This window comes from Micromonospora sp. NPDC005163, assembly GCF_053599835.1.
The window spans coordinates 80407-97614 of record NZ_JBSFYP010000024.1; the positions used below are offsets into that span (position 1 = coordinate 80407).

15 protein-coding genes and 1 pseudogene are annotated in these 17208 nt (G+C 71.4%); 5 read left to right on the forward strand and 11 right to left on the reverse strand.

Annotated elements, in window-relative coordinates; all coding sequences use genetic code 11:
* Positions 1 to 50 precede the first annotated feature (50 nt).
* A complete protein-coding gene (locus tag ACWD6N_RS18425; RefSeq protein ID WP_354966058.1) occupies positions 51 to 692 on the forward strand; it encodes a GNAT family N-acetyltransferase in 642 nt (213 codons plus the stop codon).
* A gap of 10 nt (positions 693 to 702) precedes the next feature.
* On the opposite strand, the gene ACWD6N_RS18430 is transcribed toward ACWD6N_RS18425, so the two are convergent.
* The 8 genes and pseudogenes from ACWD6N_RS18430 to ACWD6N_RS18465 all read right to left on the reverse strand — a co-directional run bounded on the left by ACWD6N_RS18430 (position 703) and on the right by ACWD6N_RS18465 (position 9657).
* Positions 703 to 1608 (reverse strand): ABC transporter ATP-binding protein, encoded by a 906-nt coding sequence (locus ACWD6N_RS18430; protein WP_354966057.1) that lies wholly within the window; start codon positions 1606 to 1608, stop codon positions 703 to 705.
* A complete protein-coding gene (locus ACWD6N_RS18435) occupies positions 1605 to 4631 on the reverse strand; it encodes an FtsX-like permease family protein (protein ID WP_354966056.1) in 3027 nt (1008 codons plus the stop codon). The genes ACWD6N_RS18430 and ACWD6N_RS18435 overlap by 4 nt, the downstream gene beginning before the upstream one ends.
* Before the next feature lie 85 nt (positions 4632 to 4716).
* Complete coding sequence (locus tag ACWD6N_RS18440; protein WP_387327069.1) at positions 4717 to 5346, reverse strand: ATP-binding cassette domain-containing protein; 630 nt, start codon at positions 5344 to 5346, stop codon at positions 4717 to 4719.
* 111 nt (positions 5347 to 5457) lie between these two features.
* On the reverse strand, positions 5458 to 5673 hold the full coding sequence (locus ACWD6N_RS18445; protein WP_387327072.1) for a hypothetical protein: 216 nt from the start codon (positions 5671 to 5673) through the stop codon (positions 5458 to 5460).
* 76 nt (positions 5674 to 5749) lie between these two features.
* Positions 5750 to 5803 (reverse strand): annotated as a pseudogene (locus ACWD6N_RS18450) (hypothetical protein); the annotation flags it as partial.
* Between the two features lie 126 nt (positions 5804 to 5929).
* On the reverse strand, positions 5930 to 6523 hold the full coding sequence (locus ACWD6N_RS18455; RefSeq protein ID WP_450004994.1) for a TetR/AcrR family transcriptional regulator: 594 nt from the start codon (positions 6521 to 6523) through the stop codon (positions 5930 to 5932).
* Between the two features lie 41 nt (positions 6524 to 6564).
* Positions 6565 to 7230: a hypothetical protein gene (locus ACWD6N_RS18460; RefSeq protein ID WP_354966053.1), complete on the reverse strand. Its 666-nt coding sequence runs from the start codon at positions 7228 to 7230 to the stop codon at positions 6565 to 6567.
* A 27-nt stretch (positions 7231 to 7257) separates the two neighbouring features.
* Positions 7258 to 9657: a PEP/pyruvate-binding domain-containing protein gene (locus ACWD6N_RS18465; protein ID WP_354966052.1), complete on the reverse strand. Its 2400-nt coding sequence runs from the start codon at positions 9655 to 9657 to the stop codon at positions 7258 to 7260.
* Between the two features lie 134 nt (positions 9658 to 9791).
* Between ACWD6N_RS18465 and ACWD6N_RS18470 the strand changes: the two genes are divergently transcribed.
* Together ACWD6N_RS18470 and ACWD6N_RS18475 are read left to right on the forward strand one after the other, a co-directional pair.
* Entirely contained in the window at positions 9792 to 10451 is a 660-nt protein-coding gene (locus ACWD6N_RS18470; protein WP_387327076.1) for a M23 family metallopeptidase, read from the forward strand.
* A 103-nt stretch (positions 10452 to 10554) separates the two neighbouring features.
* Entirely contained in the window at positions 10555 to 10785 is a 231-nt protein-coding gene (locus ACWD6N_RS18475) for a DUF2188 domain-containing protein (protein WP_354966050.1), read from the forward strand.
* Between the two features lie 187 nt (positions 10786 to 10972).
* Here ACWD6N_RS18475 and ACWD6N_RS18480 read toward each other — a convergent pair whose 3' ends face one another.
* Together ACWD6N_RS18480 and ACWD6N_RS18485 are read right to left on the reverse strand one after the other, a co-directional pair.
* Complete coding sequence (locus tag ACWD6N_RS18480) at positions 10973 to 11995, reverse strand: DUF4331 family protein (RefSeq protein ID WP_354966049.1); 1023 nt, start codon at positions 11993 to 11995, stop codon at positions 10973 to 10975.
* Between the two features lie 112 nt (positions 11996 to 12107).
* Positions 12108 to 13253, reverse strand: coding sequence for an ROK family transcriptional regulator (locus tag ACWD6N_RS18485; protein WP_387327080.1), 1146 nt, complete (start codon positions 13251 to 13253; stop codon positions 12108 to 12110).
* A gap of 90 nt (positions 13254 to 13343) precedes the next feature.
* On the opposite strand from ACWD6N_RS18485, the gene ACWD6N_RS18490 reads away from it, so the two are divergent.
* Entirely contained in the window at positions 13344 to 14642 is a 1299-nt protein-coding gene (locus ACWD6N_RS18490) for a DUF1479 domain-containing protein (protein WP_387327083.1), read from the forward strand.
* Between the two features lie 129 nt (positions 14643 to 14771).
* Here the strand turns inward: ACWD6N_RS18490 and ACWD6N_RS18495 are convergent, their stop codons facing one another.
* Positions 14772 to 16034, reverse strand: coding sequence for a family 16 glycosylhydrolase (locus ACWD6N_RS18495; RefSeq protein ID WP_354966046.1), 1263 nt, complete (start codon positions 16032 to 16034; stop codon positions 14772 to 14774).
* Positions 16035 to 16780: 746 nt separating this feature from the next.
* Here ACWD6N_RS18495 and ACWD6N_RS18500 point away from each other — a divergent pair.
* Positions 16781 to 17179 (forward strand): hypothetical protein, encoded by a 399-nt coding sequence (locus ACWD6N_RS18500; protein WP_387327086.1) that lies wholly within the window; start codon positions 16781 to 16783, stop codon positions 17177 to 17179.
* The last annotated feature ends 29 nt before the right edge of the window (positions 17180 to 17208 follow it).

Consider the following 17208-nt stretch of genomic DNA (forward strand, 5'->3'; position numbering starts at 1 on the left):
GGCTCCACAAACCGGTGGCGGAGCCGAACGGCCGGCATCATGATCAGCGTATGCTCGCCGACCTGTGGCCCCAGTACGGCCTGATCATCTCGACGTCACGACTCGAACTGCGCCTGCCCCGGGACGAGGAGTTGGCGGCGTTGGCCCAGCTTGCCGGCGACGGCGTGCACCGAGCGGATGAGCGTCCGTTCCTGACCCCGTGGACCGACGGCAGCCCGGAGGATCGGGCGCGGTCCGTGTTGCAGGGACACTGGGACCAGCTCGCGGGGTGGAGCGCGGCACGGTGGCGGCTCGGGCTCGGAGTGTTCCACCACGGGCGCCCGCTCGGCGTGGTCACCCTGCGAGCGAACGACTTCGCGGTCGTCCGGGAGGTCACGACATCGGCCTGGCTGGGACTCGACCACCAGGGCAGGGGCTACGGGACCGAGGCCCGCGTGGGTCTGCTCACGCTGGCCTTCGACCACCTGGGCGCGCGGGCCGCCCGCACCGAAGTGTTCCAGGACAACCACGCCTCCCAGGGCGTGTCCCGCAAGCTCGGCTACGAGCACGACGGCATCTCCGTCGACGCTCGTGGCGACGAGGCCCTGGTCTCTGACCGGCTGAGGCTCACCAGGCAGACGTGGACGCGGCAGCAGCGGCCCGCGGTGCGCGTCGACGGGGTGGCGGCCTGCCGGCCGATGTTCGGCCTCTAACGCCGGCTCGTCAACCGGCGGCGGGGCCGCGCTCGCCGCTCGTCACCTCGCCGTTGCGGGAGGTCGACGGGTTCACGGTGGCGCGCAGGGTGATCGACTCGCCGGTGTGGTCGACCTCGAAGAGCGTCCCGGCCGGGAAGGTCGCCAACGTCTCCGGCGGAAGCTGGATAGTGCCGTCCCCGGCCACCACGGCGAAGTCCCGACCGTCCCGTCCCTCCGCGCCCACCCGGCCGTCGCGGATGGTGACGGCTCGACCCAGCTGGGCACCGACGTCACCGTCGTGGGTCACCACGACCACCGTCGTCCCCCGCTCGGAGTTGATGGTGGCCAGCGCGGCGAGCACCTCGTCGCGACCGGCCCCGTCGAGCTGACTGGTCGGCTCGTCGACCAGGAGCAGGCCGGGCCCGGCGGCGAGCCCCTGTGCCAGTGCGGCCCGCTGACGCTGCCCCGGGGTCAGGTCCCTCAAGCGGCGCGCGCCGGCGCCGGCGAGACCGACGAGCTCCAGGATCGCCTCCGGCGGATCCAGCCGGCGCCCGGCGAGCCGCGCCGCCGGCCGCTGGGCCAACCAGATGTTGCGCGACAGCGACACGTACGGCAGCAGGTTGCGTTCGGCGCCCTGCAACACCGTCCCGACCGTGGGCCCGCGGAGGGCGGCCAGACCGGTCGGGGACAGCCGGGACAGGTCGTGCTCGCCCACGTACGCCCGGCCGGCGCTGGGCCGCATGAGCCCGCCGAGAATGGAGACCAGGGTGGACTTGCCCGAGCCGGACGGCCCGACCAGCGCCAGCATCTCGCCGGCGGAGATGGACAGGTCCACGCCGGAGAGCGCGACCACGTCGCCGGTCCCGGTGGAGTAGATGTGGATCAGCCGGTGGCAGGTGACGGGGACGCCCTCGGAGGGCGGTGCGGCGGTCATCGGCCGGTCCGGCGGCGGACCGAGGCGGCGACGAACCGGCCGAGCACCGCCGCGGTGAGGGCGAAGAGAACGACCGTGGGCACCACGAACAACAGCAGTCGGCCAACGTCCGGCCAGTCGGGCAACGGGACCGGCGACCGGCCGTCACCGAACAGGCGCTGCCCACTCCGCATGAGGATCCAGATCACGAGGGTGGCGAGGCCGCCCGCCACGGTGGCGACCGCGACCGGCCATCCGTAGCCGCCGCGGACGGCGCGTGGGGGCAGCCCCTGCCGCCGGAGCGCCACCAGCATGGCGACCCGGTTGCGCTGTTCGGCGGCTGCCGCCGCGATGAGACCGGCCGCCCCGATCAGGACCCCGGCCAACGCGGCGAACAGGTTGAAGCGCAACGCCAACGCCGGCCCCTGCCGGTCGAAGCCCTGCCGCATACTGGCGGTCGTCCGGTCGTATTGGATGACCAGACCCTGTGCCCGCAGCCGGTCGACGATGTCGGCGGGCGCGGTCGGCGCCAACCAGACCTCCTTGACACCGGTCTGGCCGGCGACGGAGAGCCGGTCGGCGTACTCCAGGTCGACGATCATGCCGGATCCCCCGAGTCGGGGCAGTCGGTCCGCCAGGCCCTCAACCGTCGCCTGCGTCGGCGACCCGTCGATCCCCTCGTACGGGTATCCCCGTTGCAGGGATGCCGCCTTGGACCGGGTCAACCAACCGGGTAACGGGAACGGCGAATCGATGACGGCGATGCCGGCCGGCGTGGACCGACGGTTCTCGGCCACATCGAAGACCAGAGCGGCATCCCGGCCACTCGTGGCGGTCAGGAAGGTGTCCGTCGGGTCGGATTGCCGCCACCGTCGCAGGTCGGCCAACTCCGCTCCGGTCAGCCGCTCCGCGTCGCTGTCGCCGGTGCGCAACTCCTCGAAGCGGATCTTCAGCGGCCGGGAGACGACCGGGGCGACGATCTCCATGTTGACCAACCGGCATTCCTGCGCGCACTCGGGCACCTGCACGCGGTATTCGCGAAGGTCGGGACTGATGTCCTTGTGGGCGGTGATCCGGCGGGTGCCGGTCCTGCTGGCGACCGAGACGAAGAGGCGGACACGGTTCCCGCCGAAGGCGTCCTCGTCGTAGCTGGCGGAGAGGACCACGGTGAGTTCACGCCCCCGCAGCAGGAACGGTGCTCCCGGCGCCTCGGGGCGGATCTTTCGTGCGACGTCCGCCAGGGCCACGCCGTACGACGAGTGCGGCGCGGCCACCGTCGCCAGCCGGTCCGAGTCCACGGCGAGCACCGGCGTGCCGACCCCGGTGGCTGCCTCCTTCACCACCGCGGCCATCGCGAAGCGACCCTCGGGGTCGACGGCTCGGACGGACTCCAGCAGGTGCCGGTGCGACAGCGCGTCGACGCCGACCACGCGGGGTGCCCCGACCTCGACGGTCGCCCGATCCGTGTAGGCGGCCGACGCGACCTCGCTCGTCGCGGCGGTGAAGGCGAGCATCGCGACGACCACGGTGAGCAGCGCGATCAGTGGTCGGAATCGTGGTTGGCGGGTCACCTGAACGAGAGCGAGGCCAGCGGTTGTCCGGCCCCGTGCCAGCAGCGCCGCCCCCACCGCCGCCCCGGCGATCATGGCGACCCGCGCCAGCAGGAGGCCCGCGGCGAGCGCGCCGGCCACCGGAGCCAACAGGGCCAACCCCGAGGGCGACCCGCCGGAGCGCAACTGCACCAGGGCGGCCACCGCGATGGACACCGCCACGATGTCGCCGACGGTCGCCCGCCACCCCCGCATCCGCGCTGGCACCCGGCGCAGCAGGTCGACGACCGGTGCGGACAGGGTCCGCGCCTGGGCCAGCAGCACCGCGGTGAGCGCCCCGGCGGCGCCGACGGCGGCGTAGCCGATCACGGTCGTGTCCACCATGACGTCGGCACGGGCGGGCAGGGTGTGCGCGGCGAGCAGTCTGGCGGCGGCGAGGCCACCCAGGCAGCCCAGGGGGATCGCGACCAGCACGGGTACGGCGTGCTCGCCGATCGCCAGTGCCCACAGCCGTCGGCGCTGCACCCCGCGGAGCAGGAGCAGGCCCTGTTCCGGTCGGCGCTCGTCGGCCGCCGAGCTGACCGCCACGAAGAGCACCAGCCAGCAGAGCAGGACGAGCAGGCCGGCACCCAGTGTCACGCCCGCGGCCAGCTGCCCACGTTGGAGGGTGACGCGATCGAGCAGGCTCGGCAGCGAGGTGCCGGCACCGAAACCCTCGCGGCTTCCGTCGCGCGTCACCGCCGCGGCGGTGTCCCGCAGGTCCTGCCCCGACCGGGTCGACACCGCCTGCTCGGTCACGTACAGGTCAGCAATCGATCGGTACAGGATGGCGTCGTCGTCGGCCAAGGGCGAGGACTCGGAGGTGAAGATGGCGTCAGGTGCGCTGCCCACGGCCGACGGGGGCGCCGAACCCGGTGCGGGTGGCCGGAGATATTCGCCGCCGAGCCAGAACGGGTCGGTCGCGTCCAGCGGCCGGTAGACGCCGGCCACCCGCACCGGCACCGCGCCGAACGTGAACTGGCCGCCGGTGGCGACACCCAGATGCGCTGCGGTATTCGTGCTGACCAGCACCTCGGGCAGCTGCCCCTTGGAGGTGGACCGGGGGCAGGCGCCGACAATCACGACCCGTTCGCACACCCCCGCTCGGTAGATCAGGTTCGAGGTCACGCGCCCGGCTGGGCCGGCGGCGACGCCGCCGCTCTGCGCGCCGAGGACGACCACGAACCCGGCCGGCGCGAGTCGCTCGACCTTGGCGGCGAACACACTCCCGGTCGGGTCGCCCGGCATCCCCGGGTACTCCGTGGGGTCGGTGAGCCGCAGCCGCAGTTCGTTCGGGTCGGCGGTGGAGAACTCGTTGCTGGCGAGGGCCCGCCCGGCGGCGGCCACGTAGCCGGGTGCGGCCGCGGCGGCGGCACTGGCGAGCACCGCGAGCAGGAGCACCGCCAGGGCTTGCGCCCGGCGGGCCGCGAGCGCGCCCCCGATGACGGCCAACATGGACGGTGACGCTACCGACGAGCCGGCCCGCGCACCGCCCCGCGTACGCGGATCGATACGGACCGGTTACCTACCGCAAGCTACCTCAATCGCGCACGATCTCCGCTCGCCCGTCGACGAGGTGCAGCTCCGCCGCGCAGGCGGCGGCGACCTCCGCGTCGTGGGTGGCGAACACGACGGCCGCGCCCCGCCGGGCCTCGTCGTGCAACAGATCCAGCACCCGTTGCCGGTTGCCCGCGTCCAGCTCACTGGTCACCTCGTCGGCCAGCAGCACACCGCCGCCCAGGGCCAGGCCGCGGGCGATGGCCGTACGCTGCTGCTGGCCGCCCGACAGCTCCTCGACCAGCTGGTCGGCCTGCCCGGCGAGGCCCAGCTGAGCCAGCGCCGTGGCGGTCTGCCGGCGCGCCTCGGGCGGTGCCACGCCGCCGGCGACGAGAGTCACCTGCACGTTCTCCGCGGCGGTCAGGATCGGGGCCAGCCCGTTGTCCTGGGGGATGAGGACGATCCGGTGGTCCACCGCGTGATCACGGTCGCGGAGCGGCTGCCCGTCAACGGTCACCGCCCCGTCGCGCGGCCGCAGCAGCCCCGCCATGGCGTTGAGCAGGGTGGTCTTGCCCGCGCCCGACGAGCCGGTCAACGCCAGCACCCGACCCGGCCGGACCGTCACCGAGACGTCCGTGAGGACGGGTGGCGCGTCGCCGTACCCGAGCGTCATCCTTTGGATGGTCAACATCTGCAACCGCCCCTCCCCGAGGATTCGCACAGTGCCATGGCGAGCGGGGGCGGCACAATCCGTCGATTCGTCGCGCCGCCGTCGAGAACGTCGTCACTGAACCGGCGCGGTGAACCTCTCGTACAGGACGAGGATGGTGAGGAAGACGGTGAGCAGCCCGAGGGCGGCCAGTGCGGGCAGGACCCCGGCGACCGGCACCAGCAGCAGTGTCACGCCGATGGCGACGAACTGGCTCGGCGAGGTGCGGACGGTCAGCCGGAGGAACAGGAACCGGCCGATCAGGTAGACCGCGGCGCCGCCGTACAACACGATGGCTCACCGCCCCGTCCTCGTGCTGCCACGCGTCGGGGATCACCAGTGTGGCCACGAAGATGGCGGCCATCGCCACGATCATCCCGGCCCGCACCAGGCCGACGTCGGCGCGGACCTGGTTGCTCAGCCAGGTGTAGCAGCTCCAGGCGTACCAGAACCAGGTCGAAGAAGATCTCGAAGGTGGTCGCCCGGTGTGACTCCTCCAGGAGCACCGGTCGGGTCCGAAGGACGCGGCTCATCAGCTCATCCTCGCTCAGGCACCCGTCGTCGAGCCGAAGATCAGGTCGAGGTGGGCATCCAGCGCCACCAAGGCCTGCTCGGCGGTGTACTGCCCGCCCAGCAGATAGATGCCCAGCCCTTCCATCAGCGCCAGCAGGCCGGCCGCGGCGGCGTCGGCGTTCCGAAGGGGCAGCAGGCCGGCGATGAACCCGGTCAGCTGCCCGGTGTCCTCGCGCAGGCTGGACGCGGCTGCCGGCCGCACCGCGGTGTAGGCGAGGAACGCCAGCGCCACCCGGCCGTCGTCGCGGGTCCGCTCGTCGAGTGGCAGCAGGGCGGCGATCATCGTGCGGAGCAGCAGCCGAGGGGCTGGGTCCGGGCCCAGCCGGTCCATCGCCTCGGTGACCCGGATCTGGCTGCGCTCGCGGACCACGGCCAGCGCGAACGCCATCATCTCGTCCTTGGTGCGGAAGTAGTGCTGAACCATGCCGGCGGACACGCCGGCCTCGGCAGCCACGTGACGGAGGCTGACGGCCTCCAGGCCCTGATCCGCGGCGACCCGCATCAGCGCGTCAGCGATGAGGGTGCGTCGCTCCTGGTGATCGACCTTCTTGGGCATGACCTCGATCATCTCAGAGTGGATGGCGCGGACACGCCGCCGACGGGCGGCGGCTACCGGCTGACGGCGCCGGTCGCGGGGGTGCCGCGAGCGCTGCGCAGGAGGCCGTCCGGATCGTCGGCGTACAGCCGCAGCTCGTCCATCGGCTCGGTCCGACCCTTGGGCAGGTCGAAGGTCGTCGGTCGGCGCAGCAGAACGTCGATGCTGGTCTGAGCGCCGACCGAGATGTTCAGGACCCGTCGTTCGCCCTCCTGCTCGACCTGCACCGACCTGCTGGAGGGCAGCGAGCGGTGACGCTTGCGCAGGGCCTCGATGTCCGTCCACGGGATCCAGATGTCGATTCCCGAACTCAGCCGCACCCGCAGGCCCCGGTCACCGACGAGGTGTGGGTGGATCCGCATGCTCGCGTAGAGACCGGCCATCCAGAGCAGACCCCAGATGCCGAGGCCGAGCACGATCCAGCGGGCCGGCCGCCACGGCACCACGTGGGTGACGATGAGGTCGAAGACCGGAATCTCGACGATCGACAGGGCGATGAAGATGCCGAGGATCGGCTTGACCACGCCGAGGTAGCCGAACGGATCGTCGCCCTGGGCCAGCGGCAGCGGCTTACGCCGTGCCCACACGTAGAGGCTGCGCCACATGGCGCCCTCCGTCGCTGCGGCCCGGCGGAGCAGTGGAGCCACCCTCGCCCTGGTCGGGGCCTTCATGTCGGTCATTCCTCGTCCTCGCTCGTGGGCTGGCGGTCAGTGGACGGTGACGGTTCCGGCGCCGCCGTCGACGGTGACGAGTTGGCCGGTGGAGATGGTCCGGGTGGCGTCAGACACGCAGATGACGGCGGGGATGCCGTACTCCCGGGCCACGGTGGGGCCGTGCGCCATGATCGCGCCGGTCTCGGTGACCAGCGCCGAGGCGGTGAGGAACAACGGCGTCCAGCCGGGGTCGGTGGTCGCGGCGACCAGGACCTCGCCGGGCTCGATGTGGGCGGTTGCCGGGTCGTGGACGACCCGGGCGGAGCCGGTCACCCGGCCCGCCGACGCCCCCACACCGGTGAGGGTGCCGTCGCGGGCGGGTTCCGAGGGCAGGATGGTCTCGACGTCGGTGCCGTCGGACAGCAGGGCCACCGGTACCGACCTGCGGCGCAACTCCCGGTGGTGCACCGCCCGGCGGGAGGTGACCGTGGCCCGGTGATCGGTGCTGCGGTGGACCGCAGCCTCCGCCTCGTCCAGGGTCAGGAACATGATGTCGTCGGGCTGCTCCAGCAGACCGGCGGCGGTGAGGTCGGCGCCGATGAGCAGCAGTTGCCGGCGGTTCTCCCGCAACGGGTACAGCCCGGCGAACTTGCCGGCCTCCCGCAGGCCGGCCAACGACCGGGCCCGGCGTAGCAGGAACCCGGCGATGGTGCCGCGTACCGGCCGGCGACGGCGGGCCCGCGCGGCCAGTTCGTCCAGCGCGGTCTCGGCTGCCGCGGCGGCCCGTTGGAAGCGTTGATCGGGCCCCTGCTGCGGGTCGGTGACCCGCAGGTAGTTGGCGATCGCCGCGAAGACCGGTGCCGGATCCTCCGCCCAGCGCGGCACGCCGAGGTCGACCTCAGCGACGCCGCGATGACCGTAGGCGTCCAGGAACGCGGCCATTCCGATGTCGGGCAGCGTGCCGCGCAGATAACGCGCGGCCAACTCGTCCGGCGGGGTGTCGAGCAGGAGTTGGCGGTGCTCGTCCGCGTCCCGGGCGAGTCGCCAGAGCGCCAGGTCCATCTCGATGGTGACGTTGTGCGGCATCCCGCCCAGCACGGTGTGGATCTCGTCCGGGCGGGCGACGCCCTTGAGCAACGAGGCCGGCAACGCGGCGGCGAGCATGCCCGTCACGATGGGCCACATGATGTCGTCCGCACTGTTCTCGCCGTCCTGCGCGCGAAGGAAGCGCAGCCGGTCGGTGGAGGTCCGCAGGTCGTCGGGCGCCGCCGACCGCACTTCCATCCGCTCGACCGCCTGGAACATCCGGATCCGCGCCGCGTCGGGACGGGCCAGCGCGCGCAGGATTCCCACCACCGCACGGCCGGCCGTGCGCAGGGACGCCCCGGCCGCCGCGCCGCGCTCGGTGCTGCCCGTGGTCGGCGCGAACCGCGGATCCGCCAGGACGTGCTCCATCACCGCCTGTGCCCGCGGGCCGAAGTCGACCGCCATGAGCTTGACCAGCCGCTTGCGGGACGACCTGCTCCGGGCCAGCTCGGTCAGGTCACCGTAGAGGCGACCGCCGATGTCGACGATCTCGACCCGGACGCCGAGCGCGGCGAGCATCGCCGCGATCTGTGACCGCAGCGTGGACATGCCCATCGGTGTGACCGGTTGCAGCATGCCCTGAACGTGACCGAACTCCAGATAGACCCGGGGGAGGGGCTTGCCGGTCTCCGGAGGGAGGAGAAACAAGCTGGTGATCGGCCGGGACTGTAGCAACCACAGCAGGCCGTCCCCGTCGATGGCCCATTCCACGTCCTGCGGGGAGCCGAAGTGACCCTGCAGCCGCGCACCCGTGGTCCGCAGCTCCGCCAGGTGCGCCGATGTCAGGCATCCCGTGTCGTCCCGGGTGACGCCGTCGAGGACGTAGTGGTCCACGGTCGTCGCACCTTCCACCACGGTGGTGCCGAGCCCCGGCGCCGCGTCGACCGCCATCTCGTCGCGGCGGCCGGTCAGTGGGTTCGCGGTGAACAGCACTCCCGCCACCACAGGGGTGATCATGTGTTGCACGACGACGGCCATCCGCACCGCCTGATGATCGATGGCACGGGCGTCGCGGTAGGCCGTCGCGCGGGCGGTGTGCAGCGAATCCCAGCACTTCCTGATCGCGGCGATCAGCTCGGTGGCGCCCGTGACGTTCAGGACCGTGTCCTGCTGCCCGGCGAAACTCGCGTCGGGCAGGTCCTCCGCCGTGGCGCTGGAGCGCACCGCCACGGGGCCCGCGCCGAGTCGCTGGTACGCGGCGAGGATCTCGGCCTGCGGGATGACACCGAGCCGGTGAGACTCGGCGGTGACGCAGAACCCCTCGGGGACCCGTTCGCCCAGCCGGATCAGCTCGCCCAGCCCGGCCGCCTTGCCACCCACCAGGTCGACCATGTCGGCGGTTGCCTCGGACAGCGCGATCACGTGCATCTGGGCCCCTTTTCGATGCAATGCAACTGCATTGCATCCCACCGTACCCGGTTCGCGATACGACTGCAATGTCACGTCGGGCGGCGGCCGGACGGCAGCCGTGACCCGGAGCTGAGGCGTTGCCGGGATCTGCCATGCTCGGTGCGGTGACGACCGGCCACCCCACCAGAGTCCGCACCCACCGCCGCGTCCGCAGCCGCACCACCGTCCGGGTTCTCGTCGCGCTCGTCGCGCTCGGAGCCCTCATTGGCGTAGCCGTGGTCGTCGTGCCGATGCTGCGACCGCCGGGCCCGCGTCCGCTCTTCCAACTTCCCGTCTCCTGCGGCGAGACGTGGCAGCTCAGCACCTATCCCGGCCACGACGACTACGACGTCGACCTGTTTCCGACCGAGGGTGAGGCGTGGGGACGGCCGGTGCTCGCGTCCTACGCCGGCACGGTCACTGTGGCGGGCGTCAACGGATCGCTGGGCGGGCGTAACCCGGAGAATCCGGAGGGCCCGCGCGGTCGCGGTGGCGGTTACTGGGTGAAGATCGACCACGGCGGCAAGTGGGAGACCCAGTACCTTCACCTGCTCGAACCGCCGCTGGTCCGGGAGGGGCAGCGGGTCGCCCAGGGCGACCAGATCGGCCGCCTCGGCAGCACCGGCAACTCCGGGGCCCCGCACCTGCACTACGAGCAGCGCCGCGGCTGGGACAAGGTCGAGACGCACTTCGACGGGGAGCCGTCGGGTATCACCACCGACGAGCGCGAACACATCGTCAAGCGGACGAGCAACAACTGCCGCCCGGAGTGACGGTCGGCGCCACCGTCCGCTGAGGACCGCGCGACCCACGTTTGCCCAGAACGGCTCCGGGCAACTGATGAGGTGACAGTTCAGCCGCAGGGAGGAGCCGACGATGACCAAGGGTGACGTCGACACGTACCACGAGGACGGGCAGTGGAAGAACCGGCCCGAGGGCAATGAGCGGGCCAGCAGTACGCATGACTCCAAGGCCGACGCGCAGGCCCAGGGTCGCGAGATGGCTGCCGACCGTGGCGTCGAGCACGTGATTAAGAAGCAGGACGGCACGATCGGGGAGAAAAACACCTACCCACGCAGCCGCGACCCGCGAGACATTGAGGGCTGACCGCCTCCAGCCTCCTGCGGACTGACCTCTTCGGCGCGGCCGAGGAGGTCAGTCCGCGTTCAGCGACTGCGTGACCCGTCAGCACTGTGCTTCATCTTCGTCCGCGAACTGTGCGTGCGTCATACGGCCGAGCGTGGGCTACTGGGGCCTGACCCGCCCCGTCGGACAGGGGCCGAGGCGGCCCGGGTCAGGCCGGCACCACGTACGGGAAGGCGTCGGCGCGGGCGGCCTTGGTCACGTCCGGGGTGAGGCCGGACGTCATCCCGGTGTTCAGCACCAGGGAGAACATCACCTCGGGCGCGTTGTCGGCCATGGTGCGACCGTTGCGGACCGCGAAGCCGTAGTTGGCCGCCGTCCCGACCTGGTACGGCAGCACATCGGGATACACCTGCCGGACCACGCTCCAGCCGTACGCCTGGGGATCCGGCGCGGTCCCGTTCGCGGCGACCACCCGCGCGACCGCTGACGCGATCTCCTCGCCGTCCTCGGTGAGGTCCTTGCTGGGGTGTCGCGCGTTGGCCGGGTTGGAGAAGTCGGTGTCGGTCGGCCAGAAGGTCGGCCACATCATCGGGTGGCCGCCACGGTTGATCGGCCGCCACCCCCCGGCGTCGGTCGCCAGCTTGGTGGTGCACCAGACGCCGATCTGCGTGCCGTCGCGCAGCAGCGGCTCGTCCTGGGAGACCTCGAGGACGATCGACTCGACGGTGGTGCCGGCGAAGCTGTTTGTGGCCTGGTCGGCCTTCCACGCCGCGCGGTCCAGCTTCGCGCCGTTCTTGAACGCGGCGTTGACGGTCGCGAGCTGGCCGAGGTCGATGTAGAACGGGTCGGTGATCCGCCCGGCCCAGATCCGGACGTTTCCGCCGCTCGACACCTCGCCGGTCCGGCCCTCGACGACGGGAGTACCCATCGCGGCGTCGTCACGGGCATCCGCTCCGGTGAGCTCGTACACCATCAGCGTCTGCTTCCCGGCGCCGTCCGGTTCGCCGAAGGCCACCCGGTAGGTCAACTCCTCGAACTCGCCGCCATCGACGTGAATTTTGATTTCGTAGCGCGCCTCGGCATGGAAGCCGCGCTGGATGTCGGCCTTCGTCACCGAGCTGTTGACGTCCATGACGAACACGGTGGCGCGCTCTCCGTTGAAGACGTACAGGTCGTTGATGTAGAGCTGGCCGTTCTGGGCGGCGAGGGGGGTGTCGAGGTGGTGCGACATAGGTTCACTCCCGGTGATGCCGGAATTACTGGGCGAATCCGAACATAGCGGGCATCGTTTGTTCGTCTCGGGTCATCGGCCGAATCCGCGCCCCGGCCTTCCGCTCGGCTGATCAGGAGCTGCGGGTCACCGGGGGTGCCGCCCGCTGGGGGAGGGCGACGATGGTGGAGCGGAGGCGGTTGAGGGCTTCCGCACGAGCGCCGGTCAGCGACGGTTCCTCCGTCAGCAGTGCCCGACGGACCTCGACATGGCGGGGCATCTGGGTGAACGCCGTGGTGATGGCATCGAGGACCGCCGGATGGCTGCCCCAGGGCCCGCCGAGGATAACCAGTCGCGGGTCGGTGAGCGCGACGATGGCGGCGAGAACGCCGCTGACGGCGCGCCCCAGCGCTTCACGCGTGGCCATGTCGGTCTGACGGACGCGATCCGCGTCGATGGCCGTCGTGCCGGCGCGGCGCAGATCGAGGTCGGCGAACACGTCGATGAACCGGGTTGCCTGGCCGTGTGGGCCGATGGTCAGCAGGTGGGCGATCTCGCCGGCCAGCCCGGTGTGGCCTCGGCGTACCTCGCCGTCACTGACGACCGCGCAGCCCAGCCCCTCGCCGAGGAAGACGTAGGCGAAGTCGCTCAAGCGGGTCGGATCGTTGTCTCGTTCGGCCTGTGCCGCCCAGTTGACGTCGTTGTCGACGATGACCGGGCCGCCGACCTGTGACGCCAGCACATCGACCGGGTCGAGGTCGCCGAGCAGGAACGGTGCGTCGGGCAGTCGGACCAGTCGACCGCTGGCGCGTTCCACCGGGTCGGCGGCGCTGACGACCGCCAGTCGGATCGCTCCTCCGGCGCTCTCCCGTGCCTGTGCGGCGGCGGTGCCCAGGGCCGCCGCGACCTGCTCGGCCCGTGCCGGCCGGCTGATGTCGTGGCGGGTCCGCCCGAGGATGTCGCCGTGGGCGTCGACCCGCTCGACGACCACTCCGTCGGGCGCGATGCTGATGGCCAGGGCGGTGCCGGCCGTGTCGGCGAGGGCGTAGTACGAGCCGACGCGGCCCCGGCCGCGCCCGCCGGGCGTCCGTTCCCCGGTGTCCACGACCAGGCCGGCTTCGGCCAGTCGGCGCACGCTCTCGCCAACGGTGGGCTTGGACAGGCCGCTGCGGGTCGCCAGGTCGGCCCGGGTCAGCCGCCGTGCCTGCATCAGCTCCCGTAGCACGTGCTCGTCGGTCAACGAGCGGAGTAGCTCCAGCGAGGGCTTGACGGTGGTCACCCATCGATTCTAGGCAGGAGCCTTGCCTAGAAGGGTGCCCGCCTCCTACAGTCTTTCCAAGAAGGAGCCCTAACTAGAAGGAGTCGCGCCGTGAACGCCCAGCCCGCTCTGGCCGCCGCACCGCTCCCGCCCCTGCCGCACTGGGAGTCGCCGCCGGACGACCTTTCCGCCGCGATCAGCGAGATCAAGGCCGCGCTGCGGGCCCGAATCGAGGCCTCCGGCCGCACCGTCGAGGAGGTGTTCGCGGTCGTCGAACAGCGGGTCCAGGCGAAGGTCGACGACATCACCGCCGCCAGGGAGCGCGGCGAGACGATCTGGCCGGTCATCGAGTACGCGGACATCGAGGCCGGCACGGTGTCAGCCGAAGCGGTGGAGAAGCTGCGCGAGCGGGGCTGCCTCGTCGTACGCGGGCACTTCGACCGCCAGCAGGCCCTCGACTGGGACCGCGACATCGTCGACTACGTGGACGGCAACGGCTTCTTCGAGGCGTACCTAGGGCCCGGCGACGACTTCTTCGGCAGCGTGGGGTCCAAGCCTGAGATCTACCCGGTCTACTGGTCGCCGGCCCAGATGCAGGCCCGCCAGAGCGACCGGATGGCCCGGGTGCAGGCGTTCCTCAACAGCCAGTGGAAGCAGGAGTCCGAGGGTGTGCGGTGGTTCGACCCGAACCGCGACTCGCTCTACCCGGACCGGATCCGCCGCCGGCCGCCGGGCGCCGACTCGGGCGGTCTGGGCACCCACCTCGACCCCGGCACCCTCGACCTGTGGATGACCGAGGCCTACCAAAGGACCTTCCGGCACCTCTTCAGCGGCACGGTCGAGCAGTACGACCCCTGGGACGCCGCCCACCGCACCGCCGGACCGCAGTATCCCGGCACCACCATGTGCTCGGCCTTCCGCACCTTCCAGGGCTGGACCGCGCTCTCGGACATGGACCATGACCAGGGAGTGCTGCACACGGTCCCGATCCCCGAGGCGATGGGCTACCTGATGCTCCGGCCGCTGCTGGCCGACGTGCCCGCCGACGACATGTGCGGCGTCACGGTCAACCAGGTCTTTCCCGCCAACGACAGGTGGCACCCGCTGCTCATGCGGGCCCTCACCGGCATCCCCGACGTCAGGGCGGGCGACTCCGTCTGGTGGCACTGCGACATGATCCACAGCGTGGCGCCCGTTCAGGGGCAACAGGGGTGGGGCAATGTCATGTACATTCCCGCGGCCCCGTGGTGCCCCCGCAACGAGCGGTACTCGGCGGCCGTCCGGGAGGCGTTCCAGACCGGGTCCAGCCCGACCGACTTCCCGGCCGAGCACTACGAGCGCGGTTGGCCCAACCGCTTCCAGCCCGACAGCCTCAACCCCACCGGACGGCGCGGCCTGGGCCTGGACTGATCGCCCGCACCGGACAGCGGGCCGACGGTGCGGGCCTCCGTCGGACGGAGCGCAACAGCGCATGGCGGTGGGCCGCCCGAAGATGCTCTCGGGCGGCCCAATCGCGGGTGGTACGAGCTGTCGGCGTCCTCAGATGCGGGACCACTTCTGGTTGGCGGCGCCGATGCAGTCCCACAGGTGCAGTTTGCCGCCGTTGGCGGGGTTGGCGTCCCGAACGTCCACGCACCGGTTGGCGCTGACGTTGATCAGGTCGCCGGCGGCGTTGAGGGTGAAGCGTTGGGCGGGATTGCCGTTGCAGGAGACCAGGTTGACCTCGGTGCCGTTGGCGGTGCCCGCCCAGGCGGGGTCCATGCACTTGCCCATCGCGCGGACGGTCCCATCGGAGGCGAAGGTCCAGGCCTGCGCGGCGGTGGTGTTGCAGTCCCAGATCTGCAGCTTGGCGCCCTCGACCGGGTTGGCGCTGGGGATGTCGATGCAGCGTCCGCTCTGCGCGCCTCGGATCCGGCTGGTGCCGGGGGCCGGGTCGCCGCCACCGCCGGAGGTGTAGCCGGACACCCGGACGTAGTCGACGAGCATCTGCTGCGGGAACTGCGTGGAGCCGTCCGGGTAACCGGGCCAGTTACCGCCGACCGCCACGTTGAGGATCATGAAGAAGGGGTGGTCGAAGACCCACCGGTTGCCGCCCAGCCGGGCGGGGTCGACCCGGTGGTACTGCACCCCGTCCAGATACCAGGTGATCACGTTCGGCTCCCAGTCCACCCGGTAGGTGTGAAAGCCGTCGGCGAGTGGCCCGCCGAGGGTGCGGCTGCCGGTGATGCCACCGCCGCCGGAGTAGCCAGGCCCGTGCACGGTGCCGTAGACGGTGTTGGGTTCCCTGCCGATGTTCTCCATGACGTCGATCTCGCCGACGTTGGGCCATCCTCCGCTGCCGGTGCCGAGCATCCAGAACGCCGGCCAGATGCCCTGACCGCGCGGGATCTTGATGCGGGCCTCGAACCGGCCGTACGTCTGGGTGAAGGTGGCCGCGGTCAGCAGCCGCGCCGAGGTGTACTCGCAGCGCCCGTAGTGGCACTGATAGTTGGCGGGGTTGTCCCGGCGGGCGGTGATGACCAGATTGCCCTGGCCGTCGTGGACGGCGTTGCTGGTGCTGTTGGTGTAGTACTGCCGCTCGTTGTTGCCCCAGCCGCCACCGCCGATGTCGAAGCGCCATTTGCCCTGGTCGACGGCTGCGCCGGCCGGAGCGTTGAACTCGTCCTGCCAGGTGATCGGGCCGATGGCGGCCTCGGCCCGGTCCGGGTGCGCCGGGAGGACGAGAGCCGAGGTGGTGGCGAGGAGAGCGACCGCGGCGAGGACGAGGGGTCGGAAACGGGGGGCGGGACGGGCGTTGAACACGGGGGGCTCCTCAGCGAGTGGGGTGGCGGAGGCTGTGCACCGGAGGGCCTGAGAGCGCTCTCTATAGCGAAGCATGTCGATATGACGGTCTTTTTGTCAAGAGTGTTTCCAATGCGACGACAGTCCACTACCGGAGCGTCGCAGTCGCCCGGGTCGGGCTGGTCCACCGTCCGCCCATCCGGGCGCCGCTCCCACCCGGCGGCCGACCGCCGGGCCGACTCTCGCCTGCCTTCGACAGCGGCGGCAGGACCCGGTTCGGGAGCGGGGGCTGGATCTGGTTCGGGAGCGGGTGGCAGGACCGGTTCGGGAGCGGGGGCAGGACCTGCGGGTCTGCGGCCGCACCGGGCTGAGGGCACCTTCTTTGCCGCCTTTGCTCTGCTTCAACCCGCGCAACGGTTTCGGGCCGCGAGTGTTGCGTGGGTTGAAGCAGAGCAAAGGGTGCGAGCTGACCACTGGCGCGTCCGCTGGCGAACCGACGTCGCTGGCGAGCCGACGTCGCTGGCGAGCCGACGTCGCTGGCGAGCCGACGTCGCTGGCGAACCGACGTCTCCGAGGGTCACGGTTCGCCGGTGAACCTGTGCACCGCCATCCGCTGCGGCTCCGGAGCACATTCCTCCGATAGGGGTCTAATCGATCCTTCCTATTGCCGTGAGGCGTCCACGGGGGACAGGATGACGAGGCTCGCCGGAAACATCCCCGTAACCTGCGTGCTGCTGGTCTCTGTCACGAGGAAGTGGGAGTCAGTCATGAGCGACGTGTCGACGGCGCTGGGTGTGCGCCTCTACCCGGACCTGGTCGAGCGGGGTGGTCTGGCCCCCGCGCTCATCGAGATCGCCGCCCGGCACGAGCTCGACCTCGGCCGGATAACCGCTCCCGAGCAGGGGCGTGCCCGGTTCACCTGCGCCGAGCTGCACTCCGACCAGGGCGTGGTCTGCGTCGGGCTGGGTTCTCAGGCCCGGTACTTCATGGTGGACCTTCGGGTTGCCGGCGAGGTTCAAGCACGGGGCGACGCCATGGACCTCGTGCAGGTGGCCCAGCTGGCCGCGGCCTGGCGGGCCGGGCTGACGCTCACCGAGCTCACCGTCCGGTTCCCCTTCATGGAGGAGATGAAGAGCCGCCCGACGTCGGTGGCTCAGGCACGCTAGCGAGCCTGCCGCAGCGCGGTCGGGCCAAA

Excerpts from the sequence above, each read along its gene's own strand:
- ACWD6N_RS18475 (WP_354966050.1), top strand. The coding sequence starts at position 10,555 with ATGACCAAGGGTGACGTCGACACGTACCACGAGGACGGGCAGTGGAAG.
- ACWD6N_RS18455 (WP_450004994.1), bottom strand. The coding sequence starts at position 6,523 with ATGATCGAGGTCATGCCCAAGAAGGTCGATCACCAGGAGCGACGCACC.
- ACWD6N_RS18460 (WP_354966053.1), bottom strand. The coding sequence starts at position 7,230 with ATGACCGACATGAAGGCCCCGACCAGGGCGAGGGTGGCTCCACTGCTC.
- ACWD6N_RS18440 (WP_387327069.1), bottom strand. The coding sequence starts at position 5,346 with ATGACGCTCGGGTACGGCGACGCGCCACCCGTCCTCACGGACGTCTCG.
- ACWD6N_RS18435 (WP_354966056.1), bottom strand. The coding sequence starts at position 4,631 with ATGTTGGCCGTCATCGGGGGCGCGCTCGCGGCCCGCCGGGCGCAAGCC.
- ACWD6N_RS18470 (WP_387327076.1), top strand. The coding sequence starts at position 9,792 with ATGCTCGGTGCGGTGACGACCGGCCACCCCACCAGAGTCCGCACCCAC.
- ACWD6N_RS18430 (WP_354966057.1), bottom strand. The coding sequence starts at position 1,608 with ATGACCGCCGCACCGCCCTCCGAGGGCGTCCCCGTCACCTGCCACCGG.
- ACWD6N_RS18425 (WP_354966058.1), top strand. The coding sequence starts at position 51 with ATGCTCGCCGACCTGTGGCCCCAGTACGGCCTGATCATCTCGACGTCA.
- ACWD6N_RS18465 (WP_354966052.1), bottom strand. The coding sequence starts at position 9,657 with ATGCACGTGATCGCGCTGTCCGAGGCAACCGCCGACATGGTCGACCTG.
- ACWD6N_RS18500 (WP_387327086.1), top strand. The coding sequence starts at position 16,781 with ATGAGCGACGTGTCGACGGCGCTGGGTGTGCGCCTCTACCCGGACCTG.
- ACWD6N_RS18480 (WP_354966049.1), bottom strand. The coding sequence starts at position 11,995 with ATGTCGCACCACCTCGACACCCCCCTCGCCGCCCAGAACGGCCAGCTC.